The sequence below is a fragment of the Paenibacillus sp. OK003 genome (assembly GCF_900109515.1).
Taxonomy (GTDB): domain Bacteria; phylum Bacillota; class Bacilli; order Paenibacillales; family Paenibacillaceae; genus Paenibacillus; species Paenibacillus marchantiae.
Genome location: NZ_FOBD01000012.1, coordinates 45,749 through 63,216, shown reverse-complemented (window position 1 = coordinate 63,216; position 17,468 = coordinate 45,749). Strand labels below are relative to the sequence as shown.

17 protein-coding genes and 1 pseudogene are annotated in these 17,468 nt (G+C 43.8%); 14 read left to right on the top strand and 4 right to left on the bottom strand.

Translation table 11 applies throughout. The features are described from left to right. The first annotated feature begins 22 nt into the window (after positions 1–22). Together BMW94_RS19325 and BMW94_RS19320 are read left to right on the top strand one after the other, a co-directional pair. Positions 23–604: a cysteine hydrolase family protein gene (locus BMW94_RS19325; RefSeq protein WP_091000586.1), complete on the top strand. Its 582-nt coding sequence runs from the start codon at positions 23–25 to the stop codon at positions 602–604. A 32-nt stretch (positions 605–636) separates the two neighbouring features. Then, positions 637–1,902: a cytochrome P450 family protein gene (locus tag BMW94_RS19320; protein WP_254790300.1), complete on the top strand. Its 1,266-nt coding sequence runs from the start codon at positions 637–639 to the stop codon at positions 1,900–1,902. 138 nt (positions 1,903–2,040) lie between these two features. Here BMW94_RS19320 and BMW94_RS19315 read toward each other — a convergent pair whose 3' ends face one another. Continuing rightward, a complete protein-coding gene (locus tag BMW94_RS19315) occupies positions 2,041–3,060 on the bottom strand; it encodes a zinc-dependent alcohol dehydrogenase (RefSeq protein ID WP_254790299.1) in 1,020 nt (339 codons plus the stop codon). A gap of 233 nt (positions 3,061–3,293) precedes the next feature. Between BMW94_RS19315 and BMW94_RS19310 the strand changes: the two genes are divergently transcribed. The 6 genes from BMW94_RS19310 to BMW94_RS19285 all read left to right on the top strand — a co-directional run bounded on the left by BMW94_RS19310 (position 3,294) and on the right by BMW94_RS19285 (position 8,421). Beyond that, the gene (locus BMW94_RS19310; RefSeq protein WP_091000584.1) at positions 3,294–3,965 is read left to right on the top strand and encodes a response regulator transcription factor; all 672 of its coding nucleotides are present in this window, start codon (positions 3,294–3,296) and stop codon (positions 3,963–3,965) included. Beyond that, positions 3,962–5,029 (top strand): HAMP domain-containing sensor histidine kinase, encoded by a 1,068-nt coding sequence (locus tag BMW94_RS19305; protein WP_079696152.1) that lies wholly within the window; start codon positions 3,962–3,964, stop codon positions 5,027–5,029. Before BMW94_RS19310 ends, BMW94_RS19305 begins: the two co-directional genes overlap by 4 nt. A gap of 164 nt (positions 5,030–5,193) precedes the next feature. After that, the gene (locus tag BMW94_RS19300; RefSeq protein WP_091000583.1) at positions 5,194–5,727 is read left to right on the top strand and encodes a hypothetical protein; all 534 of its coding nucleotides are present in this window, start codon (positions 5,194–5,196) and stop codon (positions 5,725–5,727) included. Between the two features lie 80 nt (positions 5,728–5,807). Then, on the top strand, positions 5,808–6,407 hold the full coding sequence (locus BMW94_RS19295) for a hypothetical protein (RefSeq protein WP_254790298.1): 600 nt from the start codon (positions 5,808–5,810) through the stop codon (positions 6,405–6,407). A 96-nt stretch (positions 6,408–6,503) separates the two neighbouring features. Further along, positions 6,504–7,964, top strand: coding sequence for a methyl-accepting chemotaxis protein (locus BMW94_RS19290; RefSeq protein ID WP_254790297.1), 1,461 nt, complete (start codon positions 6,504–6,506; stop codon positions 7,962–7,964). 49 nt (positions 7,965–8,013) lie between these two features. Next, entirely contained in the window at positions 8,014–8,421 is a 408-nt protein-coding gene (locus BMW94_RS19285; RefSeq protein WP_254790296.1) for an alpha/beta hydrolase fold domain-containing protein, read from the top strand. A 77-nt stretch (positions 8,422–8,498) separates the two neighbouring features. On the opposite strand, the gene BMW94_RS19280 is transcribed toward BMW94_RS19285, so the two are convergent. Together BMW94_RS19280 and BMW94_RS19275 are read right to left on the bottom strand one after the other, a co-directional pair. After that, positions 8,499–9,740: an MFS transporter gene (locus BMW94_RS19280; RefSeq protein ID WP_091000580.1), complete on the bottom strand. Its 1,242-nt coding sequence runs from the start codon at positions 9,738–9,740 to the stop codon at positions 8,499–8,501. Between the two features lie 157 nt (positions 9,741–9,897). Beyond that, entirely contained in the window at positions 9,898–10,371 is a 474-nt protein-coding gene (locus BMW94_RS19275) for a MarR family transcriptional regulator (RefSeq protein WP_091000579.1), read from the bottom strand. Positions 10,372–10,576: 205 nt separating this feature from the next. Here BMW94_RS19275 and BMW94_RS19270 point away from each other — a divergent pair, with 205 nt between their 5' ends. Genes BMW94_RS19270 through BMW94_RS19260 form a run of 3 tightly spaced genes read left to right on the top strand, consistent with a single transcriptional unit; the run spans position 10,577 to position 14,077 of the window. Continuing rightward, a complete protein-coding gene (locus tag BMW94_RS19270) occupies positions 10,577–11,923 on the top strand; it encodes a spore germination protein (protein WP_091000578.1) in 1,347 nt (448 codons plus the stop codon). Beyond that, positions 11,916–12,986, top strand: coding sequence for a GerAB/ArcD/ProY family transporter (locus BMW94_RS19265; protein WP_091000577.1), 1,071 nt, complete (start codon positions 11,916–11,918; stop codon positions 12,984–12,986). Before BMW94_RS19270 ends, BMW94_RS19265 begins: the two co-directional genes overlap by 8 nt. Next, a complete protein-coding gene (locus BMW94_RS19260; RefSeq protein WP_175480766.1) occupies positions 12,983–14,077 on the top strand; it encodes a Ger(x)C family spore germination protein in 1,095 nt (364 codons plus the stop codon). The genes BMW94_RS19265 and BMW94_RS19260 overlap by 4 nt, the downstream gene beginning before the upstream one ends. 80 nt (positions 14,078–14,157) lie before the next feature. On the opposite strand, the gene BMW94_RS19255 is transcribed toward BMW94_RS19260, so the two are convergent. Beyond that, a complete protein-coding gene (locus BMW94_RS19255) occupies positions 14,158–14,706 on the bottom strand; it encodes a TetR/AcrR family transcriptional regulator (protein WP_091000575.1) in 549 nt (182 codons plus the stop codon). 209 nt (positions 14,707–14,915) lie between these two features. On the opposite strand from BMW94_RS19255, the gene BMW94_RS19250 reads away from it, so the two are divergent. From BMW94_RS19250 to BMW94_RS19240, 3 genes and pseudogenes are all read left to right on the top strand, one after another. Continuing rightward, positions 14,916–16,082 carry an MFS transporter gene (locus BMW94_RS19250; protein ID WP_091000574.1) on the top strand — a complete coding sequence of 389 codons (1,167 nt, stop codon included), beginning with the start codon at positions 14,916–14,918 and terminating at the stop codon, positions 16,080–16,082. A 123-nt stretch (positions 16,083–16,205) separates the two neighbouring features. Beyond that, positions 16,206–16,435 (top strand): annotated as a pseudogene (locus BMW94_RS19245) (aldo/keto reductase); the annotation flags it as partial. Positions 16,436–16,714: 279 nt separating this feature from the next. After that, positions 16,715–17,440: an SAM-dependent methyltransferase gene (locus BMW94_RS19240; protein ID WP_091000573.1), complete on the top strand. Its 726-nt coding sequence runs from the start codon at positions 16,715–16,717 to the stop codon at positions 17,438–17,440. Positions 17,441–17,468: the final 28 nt, after the last annotated feature.

The following is a 17,468-nucleotide window of genomic DNA, read 5'->3' as shown; positions in this document are numbered from 1 at the left end:
AAATGAGAGGGATGTGCAACCCATGGAGAGTCATCATAACCACGCTGCACTTCTGGTCATGGATATGCAGAACATCATCGTGTCGCAATATGCGAAGCACGAGGATGCACTGTTCCCGTTTCAGAAAGCGGTAGAAACAGCTCGTAGACATAACGTACTCGTAATTTTTGTGAAGGTTGGTCATCGCGAGGATTCCCCTCCAATCAGTGAGCGCAACAAGTTGTTTGGAAAAAAGTCGAGCCGTGGTGGAGAGAACGCAGCCAATCCGGCGATGAAAGTGGCAATGGACATTCACGAATCGGTACAGCCGCTCCCAGGAGAGCTCATTGTGGACAAGTTCCGCGTCAGTGGATTCTCGGGAAGCAACCTGGAGACCCTTCTTCAATCCCATGGCATTAATACACTTATTCTTAGCGGTATCGCAACAAGTGGAGTAGTGCTGTCTACCTTGTGTGAGTCGGCGGATAAGGATTACGCGCTGACTGTACTTTCTGATGCTTGTCTGGATAGGGACCCTGAAGTTCATCGAGTTCTCGTAGAGAGCGTATTCCCCAAACAAGCTGATGTGATGACTGTAGATGATTGGATAAATTCATTAATGTAAACCAATAAAATGGTCGAAGCGAAGGGATGGTTATGATGAGTGAGTTAGATCTTAATGTTTCACAAAAAGCAGCACTGAGCCTGTTTAGTGGGGATAGTGGTGAAAATCCATTTTCACTGATCAAGCAATTGCGTGAAACAGGTCCTGTTATTCCAGTATCCTTACCAATGGGTGGTACAGATCGCGGGCAGTGGTTGGTCACACGAATGGAAGAAGCGTCACAGGTACTCAAAGATCATGCCCACTTCACAGTAGACCCACTCTCTATCGACGGCAATGAGAATATCCTGAAAGCCTATGTGGAAAACGTAGATTCAGATGCTCCTCCAACGTTCTTTACCGGAAAATCAATGCTCTCTGTAGATGATCCTGATCATCGGAGATTACGCCGACTGGTCTCCAAAGCCTTTACCCCCAAATATATGGAAAGTCTTCGTCCACGTGTGCAGCAGATCGCTGATGAATTACTGGATCAGGTTCAAGCCCAGGGCGAGATGGATTTGGTCAAGGACTACGCCTTTCCCTTACCGATTCATGTGATATCGGATATGCTGGGAGTACCTAAAGCAGATCGCCCGCAGATCCAGACCTGGTCCTCCGCGATTGCACACGGTCTGGGCCTCGGAGTGCGTGAACCGGGAGTGGAGGAACACCTCAAAGCCTTCGGTGACTATACCGCACAACTGGTAGCTGAGAAACGCAAACATCCTGCGGATGATTTGATCAGTCAGTTGATTGCTATAGAAGAAGAGGGCGATCGACTCAGTGAACCAGAACTGCTATCCATGATCACGTTATTGATCTTTGCTGGCCATGAGACGACATCTAATCTGATTGCTACGGGTGCAATGATGTTATTGGATCATCCTGAACAATTGGAGAAGCTTAAGGCTGATCTTAGTCTGGCACCTTCTGCTGTTGAAGAATTGCTGCGTTTTAACGGGCCTGCAACCATTGCTGGACCTCGTTTTGCGACTCAGGATATAGAGCTGGCAGGGCAACAGATCAAAAAGGGAGATATGGTCATCCCTGTGCTGAAATCAGCCAATCGGGATGAACTTCAATTTGAACAGCCAGAGGATCTGGATGTGACACGTCATATTAATCGTCATCTGGCTTTTGGTCATGGCATTCATTCCTGCTTGGGAGCTCCACTTGCTCGTGTGGAGGGAGATATCGCCTTTACAACATTGTTAAGACGCATGCCTAATCTGCGACTTAACATTCCTCGGGAAAACATTGAGTGGCATTTGGCGCTAAGTTCGCAGAGCCTGGCTGCCTTACCTGTCGCATTTTAGCAGCAAGAGTGAGGCTAAGCCTCTATCGGCAAGAAAAAAATATATACCCAAAAAATCCGCCATGTTTGGCGGATTTCTTGTGTTAGGCTATAAGTTTTATGACGATAGGCAACACTCCAGGAATAAAGCTGTTTGATATTATGCTAGATCGATTACCACTTTAACGGTTTCTTTGGCTTCAATGGCCGTAGTAAAGGCTTCCTGAATATCATCCAGCTTATATACATGAGTGACCAGTGTGGACAGTTCTTCTTGGAAGCTGGTCAGATACTCCACCACCTTGCTAAAATCCTCGTGGGTGTAGCCACTGGAGCCTTTGATCTGAACTTCTTTGGACATGACCTGATGTAAACTGATCGGTACTTCGGATTTATACACGGCAATAATCGATATTTTGGCTTTGGGTTTGACGATCTTCATCATGTTCTCAAACAAAGCCGGAGCGCCTGCCGCATCAATAAATACATCGACATCCGGGACGTCAACACCGTATACGTTCACAGAACCGTAATGTCCAATCAATCCTTCTTCAAGTGCAGTTTCACCTGTATTCACGGTTAGAGCCCCAAGTCCGGAAGCTTTAGCCAAGCGCCATTCATCCATATCGACCACGCAGACATGTTTCATGCCTTCAGCAATCAAACTGGCAGCGGCCAGCAAGCCGATCGGACCTGCACCCATCACGACAATGTGGTCTTCGGGCTCAGGGCTGGTACTGAAAGCGCCGTGTCGCCCAACGCTCATCGGTTCAATCAGTGAAGCGACTTCTGCGGGTACCGTTTTACCCATTTTGTACAGGTTATAATCAAGCTCGGCGTCTTCTATTAATACATACTGAGAAAACCCGGAGCATTCCAGGGATTTGCGTCTTCCTGCTTTTTTAGCAGTGATGGGATTGATCCCGACTCTCATTCCGATTTCTATCATTGGAGAAACTTCTGAGCCAATTTCAACAATATCACCGACCATTTCATGTCCAAATTCTGAACCAAGGCTGATGCCCATGTCACCTTTGCCAGCCTTCACAATATTAATATCAGTGCCGCAGATGCCCGCTCTTACATTTCTGACCAGAACATCTCGGGGACCTACGACCGGGATTGGTCTTTCTTCAACACGAATATCATTTTCACCATAATAGATGGCTGCTTTCATCATGACTTTCACTCCTTATGACTGATTATCGTCCATTTGCTGATGCTGCCTATGAACGATTCGATAGGACAATCATGAAGTACGGATGTTTCCAAGTTGTTAGCAAGATGTTTGAGAGATATGAATTAGAATGATGAATTGAAAATAATAGAGCGGTGTACGCCGCCATAAACAATTTGTTAACAACTTTTTATTATAATGACCCCATTCAGTCAGCCGGAAAGGATGTTTTTTATATGATCCATATACTTGTTGTGGAAGACGATACCAAACTCAACCGAATTATTTGCACCTATCTATCCAACAATGGGTACGAGGCCAAAGGCTGCTTTAATCCACGTGAGGCATATGATTTGATGTATAACCAGATGTACGATCTTCTCATTTCCGATGTGATGATGCCAGAGATTGATGGTTTTGAATTTGCCGAGACCGTAAGAGGCATCAATAAGACCATTCCCATTCTTTTTATTACCGCCCGTGATGATATTTCCTCCAAACAAAGAGGTTTCCTTGCAGGCATCGACGATTACATGGTCAAACCGGTGGACCTGGACGAATTAGTCCTGCGTGTGGGTGCTCTCCTGCGGCGGGCCAATATCGCCCATGAGAAGAAATTGATTGTAGGCAGTCTGCTCATGGACGCCAACGATATGACGACTACGGTGGATGGCAAAGAAATTCCTGTGACAGTCCGGGAATTCAACATTCTTTATAAATTGTTATCTTATCCGAAACATACCTTCTCACGAGCTCAGCTTATGGATGAGTTCTGGGGTATCGAAAGTCAGACCAGCCTGCGTGCCGTGGACGTATATATTGTCAAACTTCGCGACAAGTTCTCCTGTTGTGAAGATTTCAAGATCATGACGGTACATGGTCTTGGTTATAAGGCCGTACTGCAATGAACAAGAAGCAGAAACCTGATGCACGAATCAAGTCCCACCTTTTTTCATGGAAAGAGTTCTTGCTTACCTACCTTTTGCTGTCGATCCTGACGGCGGGTCAAGCGCTAATCTATGATGCGTATTTACCGGTGGAAGTTGTGCCGTGGCAGTACATTTTCGGAATCTCGGGATATTGGAGCATTGTGAGTCTCATTTTTTGCCTGGTTACCGCACGACAAAGGTACAAAACGTTTGATAAGCCTATGCGAAAACTCAGTGAGGCTGCAAAGCAGGTGGCAGAAGGCGACTTCTCGGTATATCTCGAACCGATTCATAGAGCGGACAAGCTGAACTATGTGGATGTCATGTTTGAGGATTTTAACAAAATGGTGGAGGAGTTGAACAGCATTGAGACGTTGAAAAACGACTTTATATCGAATGTATCCCATGAAATCAAGACACCGCTGTCTGTCATTCATGGCTACGCCACGGCCCTGCAGCAGGATGATTTGGAACCCGATCTTCGAAAAGAATATACGGATACTATTATTACCTCTACCAATAAGCTGGCGACCCTCGTCGTCAACATCCTCAAGCTGAACAAGCTGGAGAACCAGGAGATTCTGCCTGCTTCCAAGCCGTATGATGTATGTAGGCAGCTAGTGGATTGCGCGATATATTTTGAAAATGCATGGGAAGAAAAAAATATTGAATTTGTGGTCGACATTGAGGATCGCGCGATGATTCATGCTGAAGAGAGTATGCTGGAGATCGTATGGCACAACCTGATTTCCAATGCGCTTAAATTCACACCCTCCGGTGGAACAATTACCTTGAAGCAGAGTTCGGATGAAGATACGATCACGGTTATGGTATCCGATACAGGCTGCGGGATGGATGAGGAAACGATGAGGCATATCTTCGATAAATTCTATCAGGGCGATGCTTCCCATCATGCGGAGGGGAACGGATTGGGGCTTGCTCTTTCGCTCCGCGTTATTGAGTTGGTAGGTGGCGTTATATCCGTCAAAAGTGAACCTCACAAGGGCACGACATTTACAGTCCAATTACAAGTTAAACGTTGATATGCAATGCATAAGGGCAGCCTGAATTCGATACAATCCGAATTCAGGCTGCCCTTATTAATATTTCGTTAACATTTTATAAGCAACTTATAAACAACTTACCGCTACGATAGGAACATCCAATACAGGAAGAAGAAAAAAACTTGAAGGAGTGTTGAAAAACCATGAATGAACTAACCAAAAATGAACATAATTTCGTAGGCTATGAATACAAGGACATTACGGTAAAACAGGATTCCGAGTCCGTTTATGCCGATGGCTATACCCATTTTGGCTGGACGCTGGAAGGCACCTCGACGCCCTTTCAGAATGTGGGTTCCGTAACAATGAAATTCAAGCGTGATCGCAAAATCCGCTATAAAGCGGAGCTGACTCGTCTTCAGCGGCAGTTTGAAGCCTGTGTGACCGACATTGAATCGTTGGAACGTTCAAAGTTCACGAGTGCTTCTATCGTTGCCTATGGGATCGGTCTCGTAGGAACGGCATGTATGGCTGGCTCCGTATTTGCCTATCTGGACAACATGCTGCCACTGTCTGTCATTCTTGCCATTCCCGGTTTTGCGGGCTGGATCATTCCGTATTTTAGTTTCAGTGGTATTCGGCGGAAAAAGACAGATAAAGTAACCCCTTTTATTGACAAGAAGTATGACGAAATCTATGAAGTATGCGAGAAGGCCAATGGTTTGCTGGCCAAGTAAGAAAAATGCATTCGGAAAGGAAGATAGATATTAAGGCAATCTTTGTTCAGTACCTCGGAAACAAGCAAGATCGAGCTGCCATGTCTAACGCTGCCTCTCTTGTCATCAACGCTTTGATCGGCATAGGCAAGTTAAGCCTTGGTTTATATCTCCTTTCCGGATGGTTTATTACGAATGCGGTATATTATCTGATCCTTTGTGTTGCAAAAGCACAAGTGCTGCATCAATATAACGTAGCCAAAAGAATCGAATCCCCGCAGGAAAGGCATGTATTAGAGATTCAAGTCTATAAACGCGGAGGAATTCTGTTGTGTATACTGGGCATCTCCTATCTGCTGGTTTGTCTAAGAATGTATCTGCTTGGTGACGCTTTTGTATTTAAAGGTTACTTCGTGTACCTTGTAGCCGCCGTTGCTTTTACCAAACTGGCTTTTGGTATTTCCGGAACAATCGCTAACCGGCATCTGAAAAATCCCTGGATCTCCACATTGAAAATGATTAACTTTACCGATGCTATGGTATCCATTGTTGTAACTCAAGCCACGTTGCTGACGATGGAAGGCTCGCCTCATGCAATAAACACGAGTGCCTGCTTTGGCATGGGGTGCAGTGTGATGTTTTGTCTTATCGGGGTATGGATGATGCTTCATAAGAAAAAAGAGCCTGTAACGGAGGGATGAACATGGAACTATGGTATGTAATCCTGCTTAACATCTGTCTAATCCTGATAAAAATCATTAAAGAGAAGTTCACAAGTCGCTGAGGGGGAACAAACCATGACCATCATGCACAACAGCTTTTTTAGAAACAATACAACCAAAATAAACAAAATTATCGTCACGATTTTATGGTTAACCCTGTTAGCATTCTGTTTCTTCATTGCCAGCAATGAGGTTCAACTCGAAGTCGTGTGCTCCCTGTTAATTGAGCTGTCTATTGCCACCGTGTTGATTATTCGCAAAAAACCAGTCTTGACGATGGTCGTCCTGATGATTGCCATACTGACCTGTACGACGCCATATATTGAATCACCTGCAGCCGGAATGCTCATCATGCTTGTTCTATGTGTCATTTCCCTTTATTTGAACAGAGTTCTGCTATACGGGTTTGGGGCGCTGTACAACATTGCTTATATTGTGATTTATTATTCAGGCCATCATCAATATGATTCGACTTTTTTCATGACGATTGGGTTCATCGAACTGACGATCGTTGCTCTATATTTTGTATGTAAACGCGGCAGAGATCTGATTCAGGTTGCTCTTAACAAGGAAGCGGAAGCCAGAGAGCTTGTGACGGCACTCGATACTATGGTAGGGGTCATTCGTGAGAACACATCCATGCTGAACACGGATATTGCGAGCTGCAATAACGATATTCGTATGCTGAAAAATATGAGCAATACGATAACCACGAATATTCAGGAAGTGACGGAAGGTATACGCGATCAATCCGGGAGCATTGCACATATTAGTGAAGAGGTAAACAAGGCCGATGGGAAAATGTCTGAGATCAACCAAATGTCACATCGACTCGCCGACATCTCAGAACAAAATGGTCTGGTTGTTCGCCAAAGCTCGGATCGAATTGTTCAAATGGGCAATCAGATGGCTATTATTAATGCCACAGTTACAGAGTCAATGACGACCGTTGAGGAATTGAACAAAAGCATGGATGAAGTGAATACCTTCCTAACAGCCATCAACCAAATCTCTGATCAGACTAACCTGCTGGCCTTAAACGCAAATATTGAAGCCTCCAGAGCAGGGGAAGCAGGAGCGGGGTTTGCCGTCGTAGCCAACGAGGTCAAAAAGCTCGCGCAGGAATGTTCCAACACGGTTAAACAAATCGACGAAATCATTCATAATATCAAGCGGAAGACACAGCTTGTGGTTGAAAAAGCGACGAACGGAAGTGAAGCAGTGCAAGAAGGTAAAGCCATCTCCAGTCAAGTACTTGAGAGCTTTGACAATATCAAGTCTACATTTGAGCATATTGATCAATACATAGCGAAGGAATTGGATATGACGGATCAGATGAGCCTAATCTTTAATCGAGTTCGTCAACAAGTGGATCATATTTCAAATATCTCGCAGAAGCATGCTGCAGCGACTGAAGACGTCCTGGCAACAGCTCAGGAGCAGAAAAGCAATATGGACGTCATCTACGAATTCATGGGCAAAATCAACCATTCCAGTATCCGTTTGCAGGATCTGATTACGAAAAACACGAAATAATCCCATACAAGATATCGACGTAGGAATAGTTAAAAACAATGGAGGTTATATGATGGATCATCATCAACAACTCAAAATGGTACAACAATTACGTGAAAATGTCGTAGGTACGGACTCTGCACTTCAGCCAAGCTCGAGTTTTTCAGTAGAAATGGAAGAAGTGATCATTCCAACTAGGACAGGGGGTACTCGGGTACTGGTGTACAGACCTGACTCTGATCTGTCTACTCCACTACCTGTATATATCAATATGCATGGTGGAGGTTTTATCTTCGGAAAAGCAGAGATGGATGATCCCTGGTGCCGCCTGATTGCCGATCAAGCGGGCTGTGTGGTCATAAATGTGGATTACCGTCTTGCTCCTGAGCATAAGTTTCCAACTGCTGTGTATGAGTGTTACGATGTATTAACATGGGTTCATGAACATAAACCTTTAACGCCATGTATGTTGAAATAGTAGAGGATGCGCGCCATCCGCTTACAGCCGAAGGAAGAAGCTTCGCACCTGATGAGTGATAAACTGAAAGACGCATTTTAAATACTTACTTGCTTTCGCTTATATAAAACGGGTATTGCCGCTGCTATAAGGATCACACCCATAATGGCGGGTGCAGCATGACCAAGTGATACATAGATTTGACCTCCAATAATAGGACCAATCATTCTAGCTAAAGCCTGAATAGATTGGCTACCGCCTTGAATCCTTCCTTGTTCACTAGAAGCGACAGATTTGGAGAGCATGCCATTGAAGGAAGGCCCAAAGATCGAATCACCAAAACCAAAGATAAACATGCCCACGATAAACAGTGGATAGAATGAGAACAAAGTAGATAGTGCGATCAGACTATAGCCTATTATTTCTGAAACCATTCCAAGAATGGCTATCTGTTTATCGCTAAGTCTTTTCAAAAGAGCGGGCATGATGAGACCTTGTGAGATGATATCCTGGACACCCATAATTGAGAACATTAATCCGATGATTGCAGGCTTCCAATTGAAAGTATCCATTGAAAATTGTGAGAAAACGGCCTGTAAAGATCCGTTGGGTATCCAAAGTAAGAAGGCTGAGATCAGTAATCTGTTTAAGTTTTTCATGGAAAGCAGGTTCGCAAGCTGTATGAATGGATTAAGTCTCACCAAAGTAATTTCTTTCAGTCTATGTGTCTTGGCAAGACTCTCAGGCATAAAAAAGAATCCATATATAACATTCACCAAAGTTATGATGGCTCCAAAATACATGGGTGCAGAATAATCAATCTTGGCGAGTAATCCGCCTACAGTCGGGCCAATGACGGTGCCAACACCTACAACCGCACTCACCCATCCAAAGTATTTGGTTCTCTGTTCGGGTAGGATGATGTCCGCAAAATATGCGAAGATTGTACCTATGCTTCCGCCTGTTATCCCCTCGATTATACGCCCCGCAAAGAGTACCCATAGGGCTCCACCTATGCCGAAAACCAAGTATCCGATTGCGGAACCCAAAAGGCATACCAGGAGCAATGGACGCCGGCCATATTTGTCGCTCAGAGCTCCAAGCACGGGAGACGCAAAAAATACGCAAAAGGCATAAACAGAGGTCAGCAGCGTAACAACGATAGCTTGTTGTCCCGGACTGCTTATATAAGGCTGCACTAGGAATGGAACAACAGGCGCAATAATACTGAATCCTATTCCGCAAAGAAACACAGAGATCAGACCGAATAATAAAGCGTGTTTGTCTATGGTTTGTTCTTTGTTCTGTGAATGTTGTGATTGTGATCGTAATTTAAACATTCAATTCTCCCCTCAAAACGTCGTAATTTTATTTCCTTGGAAACATTAATATCGTACAACTACTTTGTTTCCTTGTCAACAAAATAATAACAATAAAAAAACAGCCTGTTCTCAAATAGAGTCCGGCTGCCTTTAGTTTAACTTTCATTATTGAGATTTATTCCGACTTCAGATCTGTACCCAGCTTCTTTATTTCTGCATCCAAATGCCGATTATACTTGTCCACGAAGTTAAGCATACTGTCAAACTGTTCGTCGGTTACCTGTTCGAATACAACTTTATCTCGCTCTTGAAACTCGTTGTGAAGATCCTCATGGATTTGATAAATGACTTTCCCTTGCTCTGTGAGCCTAAAATAGATTTCTTTCTTGTTATCCAACTTCTGATAGCTTTCGATCAGACCTTTTTCTATAAGCTTCTTCGTTAATTTACTTATCGCACCTCGAGTCATATAGAAGGACTCCGCAAGCTTTGTTACATTGGAATCTGCATTCTTTTCAATATATTCGATGCAATGTACCTCAGAAGGTTTATACCCCTTAAGACTTTCTTCCATCTTATCTTTATTAAGCCAAACCAGCTTGTTATATAAGTCCCTGAAACCCACTAAGACCTGTTCCTCTTTATTCATAGCCTATCCTCCCGCCCATTGGTGCATTACAATATTATATTCAATTTTGGTTTCCAGTTCAAAAATATTGAAAACAATTATTTAGGAAGGGATCTATACGTGATAAAAGAGAGACAAAAGCTTCTAAATTACAGTGTAAATCAAGGCGAATTTTTGAATAAACTTTTTTCTTAACGACATACTACTTCAGAAGAGGTGGTAAAATTTGCAGCGAATCCATGAACAAGATCTTCACGATATAGAAAAGCGACTCTATGAGCGTTTTGAAAAGAGCACGGATTTCAGCAATAAGGACGTGCTTATCGCCAATCAGAAATATAGAGCATACTTCGTGAAAACGCTAGTCGATCTACCGACAACGTTGTCCACAATAAATCAAGCGGCAAGTGGTAATGAGAATGAATCCTTTCTGAAACTGTTCAGTCCGTTTGAAGAACAAGCATCCATGTCAGTGGACGAACTATGCAGCAATCTTTTGCATGGAAAACTGGTGTTGTTCAGCACAAAAGGGTTAGCGGCAGTCATCGAACCGGAACATCCCGGAATCTCGCGGTCGGTAAGTTCGCCAGAGAGCGAAAATCCCCTTCAATCCGCGTTCGATGCTTTTACAGAAGACATTAATAAAAATATAGGTTTGTTGCGAAAAAAAATGATATCCGACCAGTTGGTAATCGAAACCAGGGAGACAGGGGTTCAGTCTACCAAGAAGATTGCCATGGTGTACATTGAGGGAGTTGCCCAAACCAAGGTCGTTGCGGCAATTCGGGATAAGCTGGAACAAAATAAGGATAAGGAACTGACTACAGTAAGGGACCTGCTTAGTATACTGGGGCATCCGAAATTCTCAATAACACCGACGTATATCTCCTCGGAGCTGCCGGGAGAGATGGTACAGAATATGATGAACGGAAAAGTGGTTATTTTGATTGACCAATATTCGTTTGCTTTTGCTTTCCCGGCGATCATAACGGATTTGTGGTCAACAACGCTGGACGTCAACTACCCGTATCTATTTCAGGTGTTTTTACGAACCATCCGGGCGATTGGTGCACTTTTGGCTATCACACTTCCAGGTCTGTATATTGTACTTAATTCGGTAAACCCGGAACTGTTGCGAATTCAGTTAGCCATCACGGTAGCCAAGAGCAGGGAAGGGGTCCCTTATCCTTCATTAATCGAAATGCTGCTGGTAATGCTGCTTCTGGAGATGATTATCGAAGCCACGATCCGCCTTCCGAAGAACATTGGACCTACCATAACGATGATCGGCGGTATCCTGTTAGGGCAAGCCATTGTTCAGGCCAAACTCGTCAGCAATCTATTAATTATTATTCTTGTTGCCTCTGCGATCGCCAATTTTGTGCTGGCGGGTTATATGAATACGACAGGTATACGAATGTATAAATACGTTGTCATGATCATCAGTTCCTTTTTCGGAATATGGGGTCTTGAGGCTGCGATGATTTGGATTATATTGTACTTTGCTTCATTAAGTACTTGCTCCGTTCCTTACTTAAGCTTAAGTCTGAAAGGAAAGGCTCCGGATGAATAAAGCCCAGATACTTACCATGTTTGTTCTGCTTCATCTCGCTTCGATCTTTGCCATCTTCCCTGAACGAATCATCTCTGCGACTTCAAAAGGACACTGGGAAGCCATAACCATGCTCTTTTTGGCAGAGCTGCTGGTTCTATGGATGTACTTAAAAGCGTTATCGCAGTTTCCAGGAAAAACAGTGGTGGACATCTGTAATGAATCACTAGGCAAATGGGTAACGAGACTAATCGTTCTGCCATTGATGATCTTCCTATATGTCGAGCTGTTATTACTTATGTACTTCCAGTCTGTTGAAATCAAAGCCGTATTACTACAGAGAACACCGCCAGCAGCGACATCGGCACTCTTCATCGTTCTCTGTTTCTATGCTGTATGGAAGGGACTCAACGTAGTAATCCGGGCCAGCATCGGATTGTGTATACTCTTGATGCCATTCATCTTTTTCTCCATGCTGATCAGTATTCAAAATTTCAGAATCAGCTACATTTTTCCGATTTGGGATAGTGGAATGTCGTTTTTCTCCAATTCGGATTTCTATGTATGTACGGTCATTTTAGCCGGATTTCTGTTCCTTGGCATGATTCCCTCCAAACAACGGCTTAGCTTTGGCAAAGCAACTGCTGCGGTGGGTATCATATTTGTGTTTGCTTTGGGATCTGTATATGTTCCGCTTCTTGTATTCGGACAGGAAACGGTAATCCATTTGCAATATCCCATGCTTATGGCATCGGATACGATTGATCTGGAGTGGGTAGTTTTTGACTGGCTTCCAAGCTTTTACGTGGTAGCCTCCAGTGCACTGGGTGTTTTGAAGGTTTCCGTTTTACTCTGGATGCTGGTGGCCCTGCTGCATCAGTTATTTATGCCGAAAATCAACCGATTATGGGTTCTTTCCGTGGTGTGCTTCTCCTTGTACGGGATTAGCCTTTTGATACCGGATATCAACGCTTTGAATTCATACCTGTACCTGAATTCTTTCTTTTGCGTTTATAGCGTAATCGGTTTTCCAATCCTTGTATTCCTCGCTGCGCAATGGCTGCGAAAGAAGGTGAATACATGAACAAGCGCACCATAAAGACTCTGATTGTAGCACTATCTATGCTGATGTTGCTTCCGGGATGTTGGGATACCAAGGATATTAACAAACAGTATCTGCCAGTTGTCATGGGAATAGGAAAGGGGACTACGGAAAAATACAGGGTAGTTCTCCAAATCCCAGATGCATCAGGCAAAACCCAAATTCTTGACAAAGAGGCGAAATCCATCAGTAAAGCCGTTGATCTGATACGTACGGATTCCGAAAAAAGCATCGAATTGGTGCATCTGAGGTTGATGTTGATTGACAGACAGGTCGCAGAACAGGGGATCGATAACATCATCAATTTTGCTGTGAGAGCGAACGATATTTCGATTAAGGGTCTGGTAGGGGTTATTGATGGTGATTTTGAGAAGACAATGTATCATGAAATCTCGCCAACACCTGAAATTTCTTCCTACGACTTTTTTAGCCAGGATGCCGGGTGGACGCCCAATCAATCCATCGTCCGAATATGGGAAGCCTATCAAAACCAGAATTCATATACGGAAGATATGGCCATCCCCATGCTCAAAAACGGAAATCGAACCTTATTCACCTTTAAAGGCACGGCTGTTATGCGGGATGACCGCATGGTAGGAACGCTGAATCAGGAAGAGACGCTTCTGTTCAATTTATTTAAAGGGAAATATTCAGGGGGAACCATTGAAGTGGCTCAGAACACGAGTGTTCTTATTCAAGACACCAAAGTCAAACACAAAACCTCCTGGTCGGAGAATGGGCCATCCATCCTGACGGATATTCTTCTCAATGTGGTGATTACGGAAAGCCCTGAAGCTAAGGGTAACGGGGTAATTGAGAAAGAAATGAAGGAACAGCTGAGCAAACAGTTTAATCAAACGGTGAAGAAGGTTAAATCCTTTAAATCGGATGTGTTGGGTGTCGGCATGATATTTCGCCCCCAACTCTCGGAGGGAAAATTAAAGGAATGGAAAACCAAGTGGTTTCCGAAGTTGGAGCAAAAGATCAACGTTCGTGTCAACGTGCTGAACGAAATTTATTTTAAAGAAAATGCCAAGGATAATGATAGTCAGGGGCAAATGTTGAAAAAGTGAGGAAAATGCTATACCGATATGAAGTCGCCCTGGTGGCGACTTTTTTTATACTATCAGAAAGGTAAAGCGTGACGTTTTGTTTATGAAAGATTCAGCTCCAATAACGTATTCACTTGCTCTTCCATGACATGGGGTGGGTAAGGCATTTGGTTTATAAACCACCATTCCACGATTCCCACATAAGCTGGCGCAAAGAATTGAAGCAAAATATCTTCACTGATCCCGCGATTTTTTCCCTCATTCATGTCCCATCCGTTCTTTATATCCTCGATGACAAATTGGAGAAAACGGCTGCGAAAGAAGGGTGCTCCTTTACTTGTTAACATAGCTGAAAAGAATAAATAGTTGCTTTCAAAGTATTCAAACCAGCTCATTCCCCTATCTGTAGCATTCGTTTCAGATTCGGATTCACACAATACCTGTAGTTCGTTCACATGTTCCTCGATGAGCTTATCCAGTAAATCATACTTATCCAGATAGTGAAGATAGATGGTTCTGCGGCTAACATTCGCTGTGTCGGAAATATCCTGAATCGTAATCTGGTCGAAATGCTTTTGAGACATAAGTTCAATCAACGCTTTTTTAATGGCATCTTGAGATTTGAGTATTCTTCGATCCACTTTAGGCATTTCGAGTCACCTGACTTTCCTATGTTTGTATCCAAATTTCCACGTTCTGTGCACTAATGCACAAATCATCATCTTTTGGTCATTGTAGATAAGATGTACTTTCTATAATAATACACATAAGCGCAAAAATACATTCTTGTGCATTTATTTTTAAATGCGCCATTCGTAAGTTTAGAGAATGAATCAGAAATAATGAAGGAGTTTTGCTTGTGGCCAAATCAAATCATGTGTTGATGTATATATTAATTATTGGTGTTTTCGGTATCCTAACCACAGAGATGGGAATCATCGGAATATTACCTCTAATAGCTGATTATTTTCATGTCAGTGTTTCCAAGGCTGGCTTGCTCGTGAGTCTCTTTGCACTCGCTGTTGCGATCGCGGGTCCTACGATGCCTTTATTATTCTCCGGTATAAACCGTAAAACGGTGATGTTACTTGTGCTCGGTATTTTTGTTGCATGTAATATTATTTCGATCCTTGCGCCAACGTTTACCGTTGCCCTCGTGGCTCGCATCATTCCGGGCTTTTTCCATCCCATTTATTGTTCATTGGCTTTGACCGTAGCATCGACCTCTGTAAGCAGGGAAGAAGCTCCCAAAGCGGTATCTAAAGTCATGCTTGGAGTCACCGCAGGAATGGTACTTGGCGTACCGATCACCAACTATATCGCGAATGGAACCTCCGTAGAGATGGCGATGTTATTCTTTGCGATCGTAAACGCCGTGGCATTTCTGGGTACATGGATATTTATCCCCTCTATGCCTGTTAAGGAAAAACTTGCGTATGGAGCACAATTGGGCATCTTAAAAAGAGGGATGACCTGGCTAGCCATTGCTGCCGTGATCCTTATGGCTTCAGCAACGGCAAGTGTGAATAGTTACATCGCAGAGTACTTGGGTTCTATCACGCATATTTCGGGAAAAACATTGAGTATCGTGTTATTTATATATGGTTTAGCCAGTCTAGTGGGAAACGTGGTAGGAGGCAGGCTGCTTTCTAGAAACACGCGAAAAACCGTCATCGTGTTTCCCGTGGTATTGGGGATCGTATATCTTTTATCCTTTTGGACAGGCACATCCACTGGACCTATGATCTTAACCGTGATTTTATGGGGAGTATGCTATGCAATAAGCAATTTGATTGGTCAGTATTGGATCACCTCTGCCGCGCCAGAAGCGCCCGATTTCTCCAATGGTTTGTTCCTATCATGCGGTAATTTGGGAATAACCCTGGGAACTGCTGTAGGCGGGCTGTTCATTTCGGGGGTTGGCACACAGTACATCGTGCTTGGAGGTGTATTGTTCCTGGTACTAAGTCTGTTATCCATTTTGCTGAGAATTCGATTATTTGACCCCGTAAAAAACAACATGTAAGCTAAGTAATCTTAAGCAACCTTAAGTGACATACACAAAAGGGAAATGTTCATTAGGTATCAACTGCTCTCAATAATGAACATTTCCGATCGTGTTGTTTATTAATGAACGTTTTATAGCCATTTGATCATTGATCAGGTTGCCGCGATCGCTGAGAAGCATGGGGTTCCTCGTGTACAAATCGCACTTGCCTGGTTACTGCACAAGGAACCGGTCACAGCTCCCATCATTGGTGCTACCAAAATATCGCATCTGGAGGATGGCGTAGCCGCTCTTTCGATTAAGCTGACACCTGAAGAAGTAGCATCGTGGAAGAACCCTATGTGCCTCACCGAATTGTTGGTCATCAGTAATCAAGATGATTGGATAAGGAAGATGGAACCAACGTGAAGTCACAGGTTCATCACATATACAAACAGAAGTCGCCTAATTGGCGGCTTCTTTATTTTTATCTGGCGATGCAGCATCGAATTTATTCATTTTAGAGTGTAATGGAATTAAGCATTCTGAGATGGGGGAAGTCTTCGTAAAATAACATATCCCAGCTCTTACGATTATAAGGCTTGGTTAAGGGGATAATTGTTAATTGGAGAAAATCATTCACAAATATATAGCTGTAAAGGAGCGGAATCATGTCCTTTTTTAGAACACTATCCGTACGTGCAAGGGAAGACGAGTTGATGGACGATTTCTCCATGGGGGGAGAAGAATTGAGCGAAGCGCTCAAACATTTGAGACGGCTGAACAAAATATTCGCTGCTCCCGCTCCAACCCGTGCAGGGGTGGAAAAGTTGTGGAAAGCGATTGGCAGTCCAACTACGCTGACCCTTCTTGATGTGGGAGCAGGTTCAGGTGATGTAAACCAGAAGCTATTGCGCTGGGCGGATCAAAAGGGAATCAACCTTGAGATTACTCTGGTCGACCTGACTGAGGAGGCCTGTGAGGAAGCGAGAAACCTTTTTCGGAATGAATCCAGAATCAAGGTTCGACGTGCCGATGTCAGGGAATTGCCGGATGCCTCAGCAGACATCGTGACCGGCTCGCAATTTGTCCATCATTTTGAAGGAAAGCAACTCGTGGAGATGGTCTCGCATATGCTGCGTGCCTCCAAATATGGCGTTGTCATTAACGATATCCATCGCCATCCCGTATCCTATGCAGCCGTATGGATAACCACTCGAATGATCTCTCGCAATCGGTATATTCGTCATGATGGTCCGCTGTCTGTTGCAAAAGGCTTTACGGGAAGGGATTGGCGGGATTTGAAACAGCAGTTGAACCATGACACGATGACCTATGAATGGAAGCCTTTGTTCCGCTATTCCGTCGTGATACCCCATCATGGGTCGCTATCATAGCCTCATTACATCAATAGACCGTTATCAT

Bases quoted from the DNA above. Each gene is read 5' to 3' on its own strand.
- BMW94_RS19325 (WP_091000586.1), top strand. From the start codon at position 23: ATGGAGAGTCATCATAACCACGCTGCACTTCTGGTCATGGATATGCAG.
- BMW94_RS19320 (WP_254790300.1), top strand. From the start codon at position 637: ATGATGAGTGAGTTAGATCTTAATGTTTCACAAAAAGCAGCACTGAGC.
- BMW94_RS19315 (WP_254790299.1), bottom strand. From the start codon at position 3,060: ATGATGAAAGCAGCCATCTATTATGGTGAAAATGATATTCGTGTTGAA.
- BMW94_RS19310 (WP_091000584.1), top strand. From the start codon at position 3,294: ATGATCCATATACTTGTTGTGGAAGACGATACCAAACTCAACCGAATT.
- BMW94_RS19305 (WP_079696152.1), top strand. From the start codon at position 3,962: ATGAACAAGAAGCAGAAACCTGATGCACGAATCAAGTCCCACCTTTTT.
- BMW94_RS19300 (WP_091000583.1), top strand. From the start codon at position 5,194: ATGAATGAACTAACCAAAAATGAACATAATTTCGTAGGCTATGAATAC.
- BMW94_RS19295 (WP_254790298.1), top strand. From the start codon at position 5,808: ATGTCTAACGCTGCCTCTCTTGTCATCAACGCTTTGATCGGCATAGGC.
- BMW94_RS19290 (WP_254790297.1), top strand. From the start codon at position 6,504: ATGACCATCATGCACAACAGCTTTTTTAGAAACAATACAACCAAAATA.
- BMW94_RS19285 (WP_254790296.1), top strand. From the start codon at position 8,014: ATGATGGATCATCATCAACAACTCAAAATGGTACAACAATTACGTGAA.
- BMW94_RS19280 (WP_091000580.1), bottom strand. From the start codon at position 9,740: ATGTTTAAATTACGATCACAATCACAACATTCACAGAACAAAGAACAA.
- BMW94_RS19275 (WP_091000579.1), bottom strand. From the start codon at position 10,371: ATGAATAAAGAGGAACAGGTCTTAGTGGGTTTCAGGGACTTATATAAC.
- BMW94_RS19265 (WP_091000577.1), top strand. From the start codon at position 11,916: ATGAATAAAGCCCAGATACTTACCATGTTTGTTCTGCTTCATCTCGCT.
- BMW94_RS19260 (WP_175480766.1), top strand. From the start codon at position 12,983: ATGAACAAGCGCACCATAAAGACTCTGATTGTAGCACTATCTATGCTG.
- BMW94_RS19255 (WP_091000575.1), bottom strand. From the start codon at position 14,706: ATGCCTAAAGTGGATCGAAGAATACTCAAATCTCAAGATGCCATTAAA.
- BMW94_RS19240 (WP_091000573.1), top strand. From the start codon at position 16,715: ATGTCCTTTTTTAGAACACTATCCGTACGTGCAAGGGAAGACGAGTTG.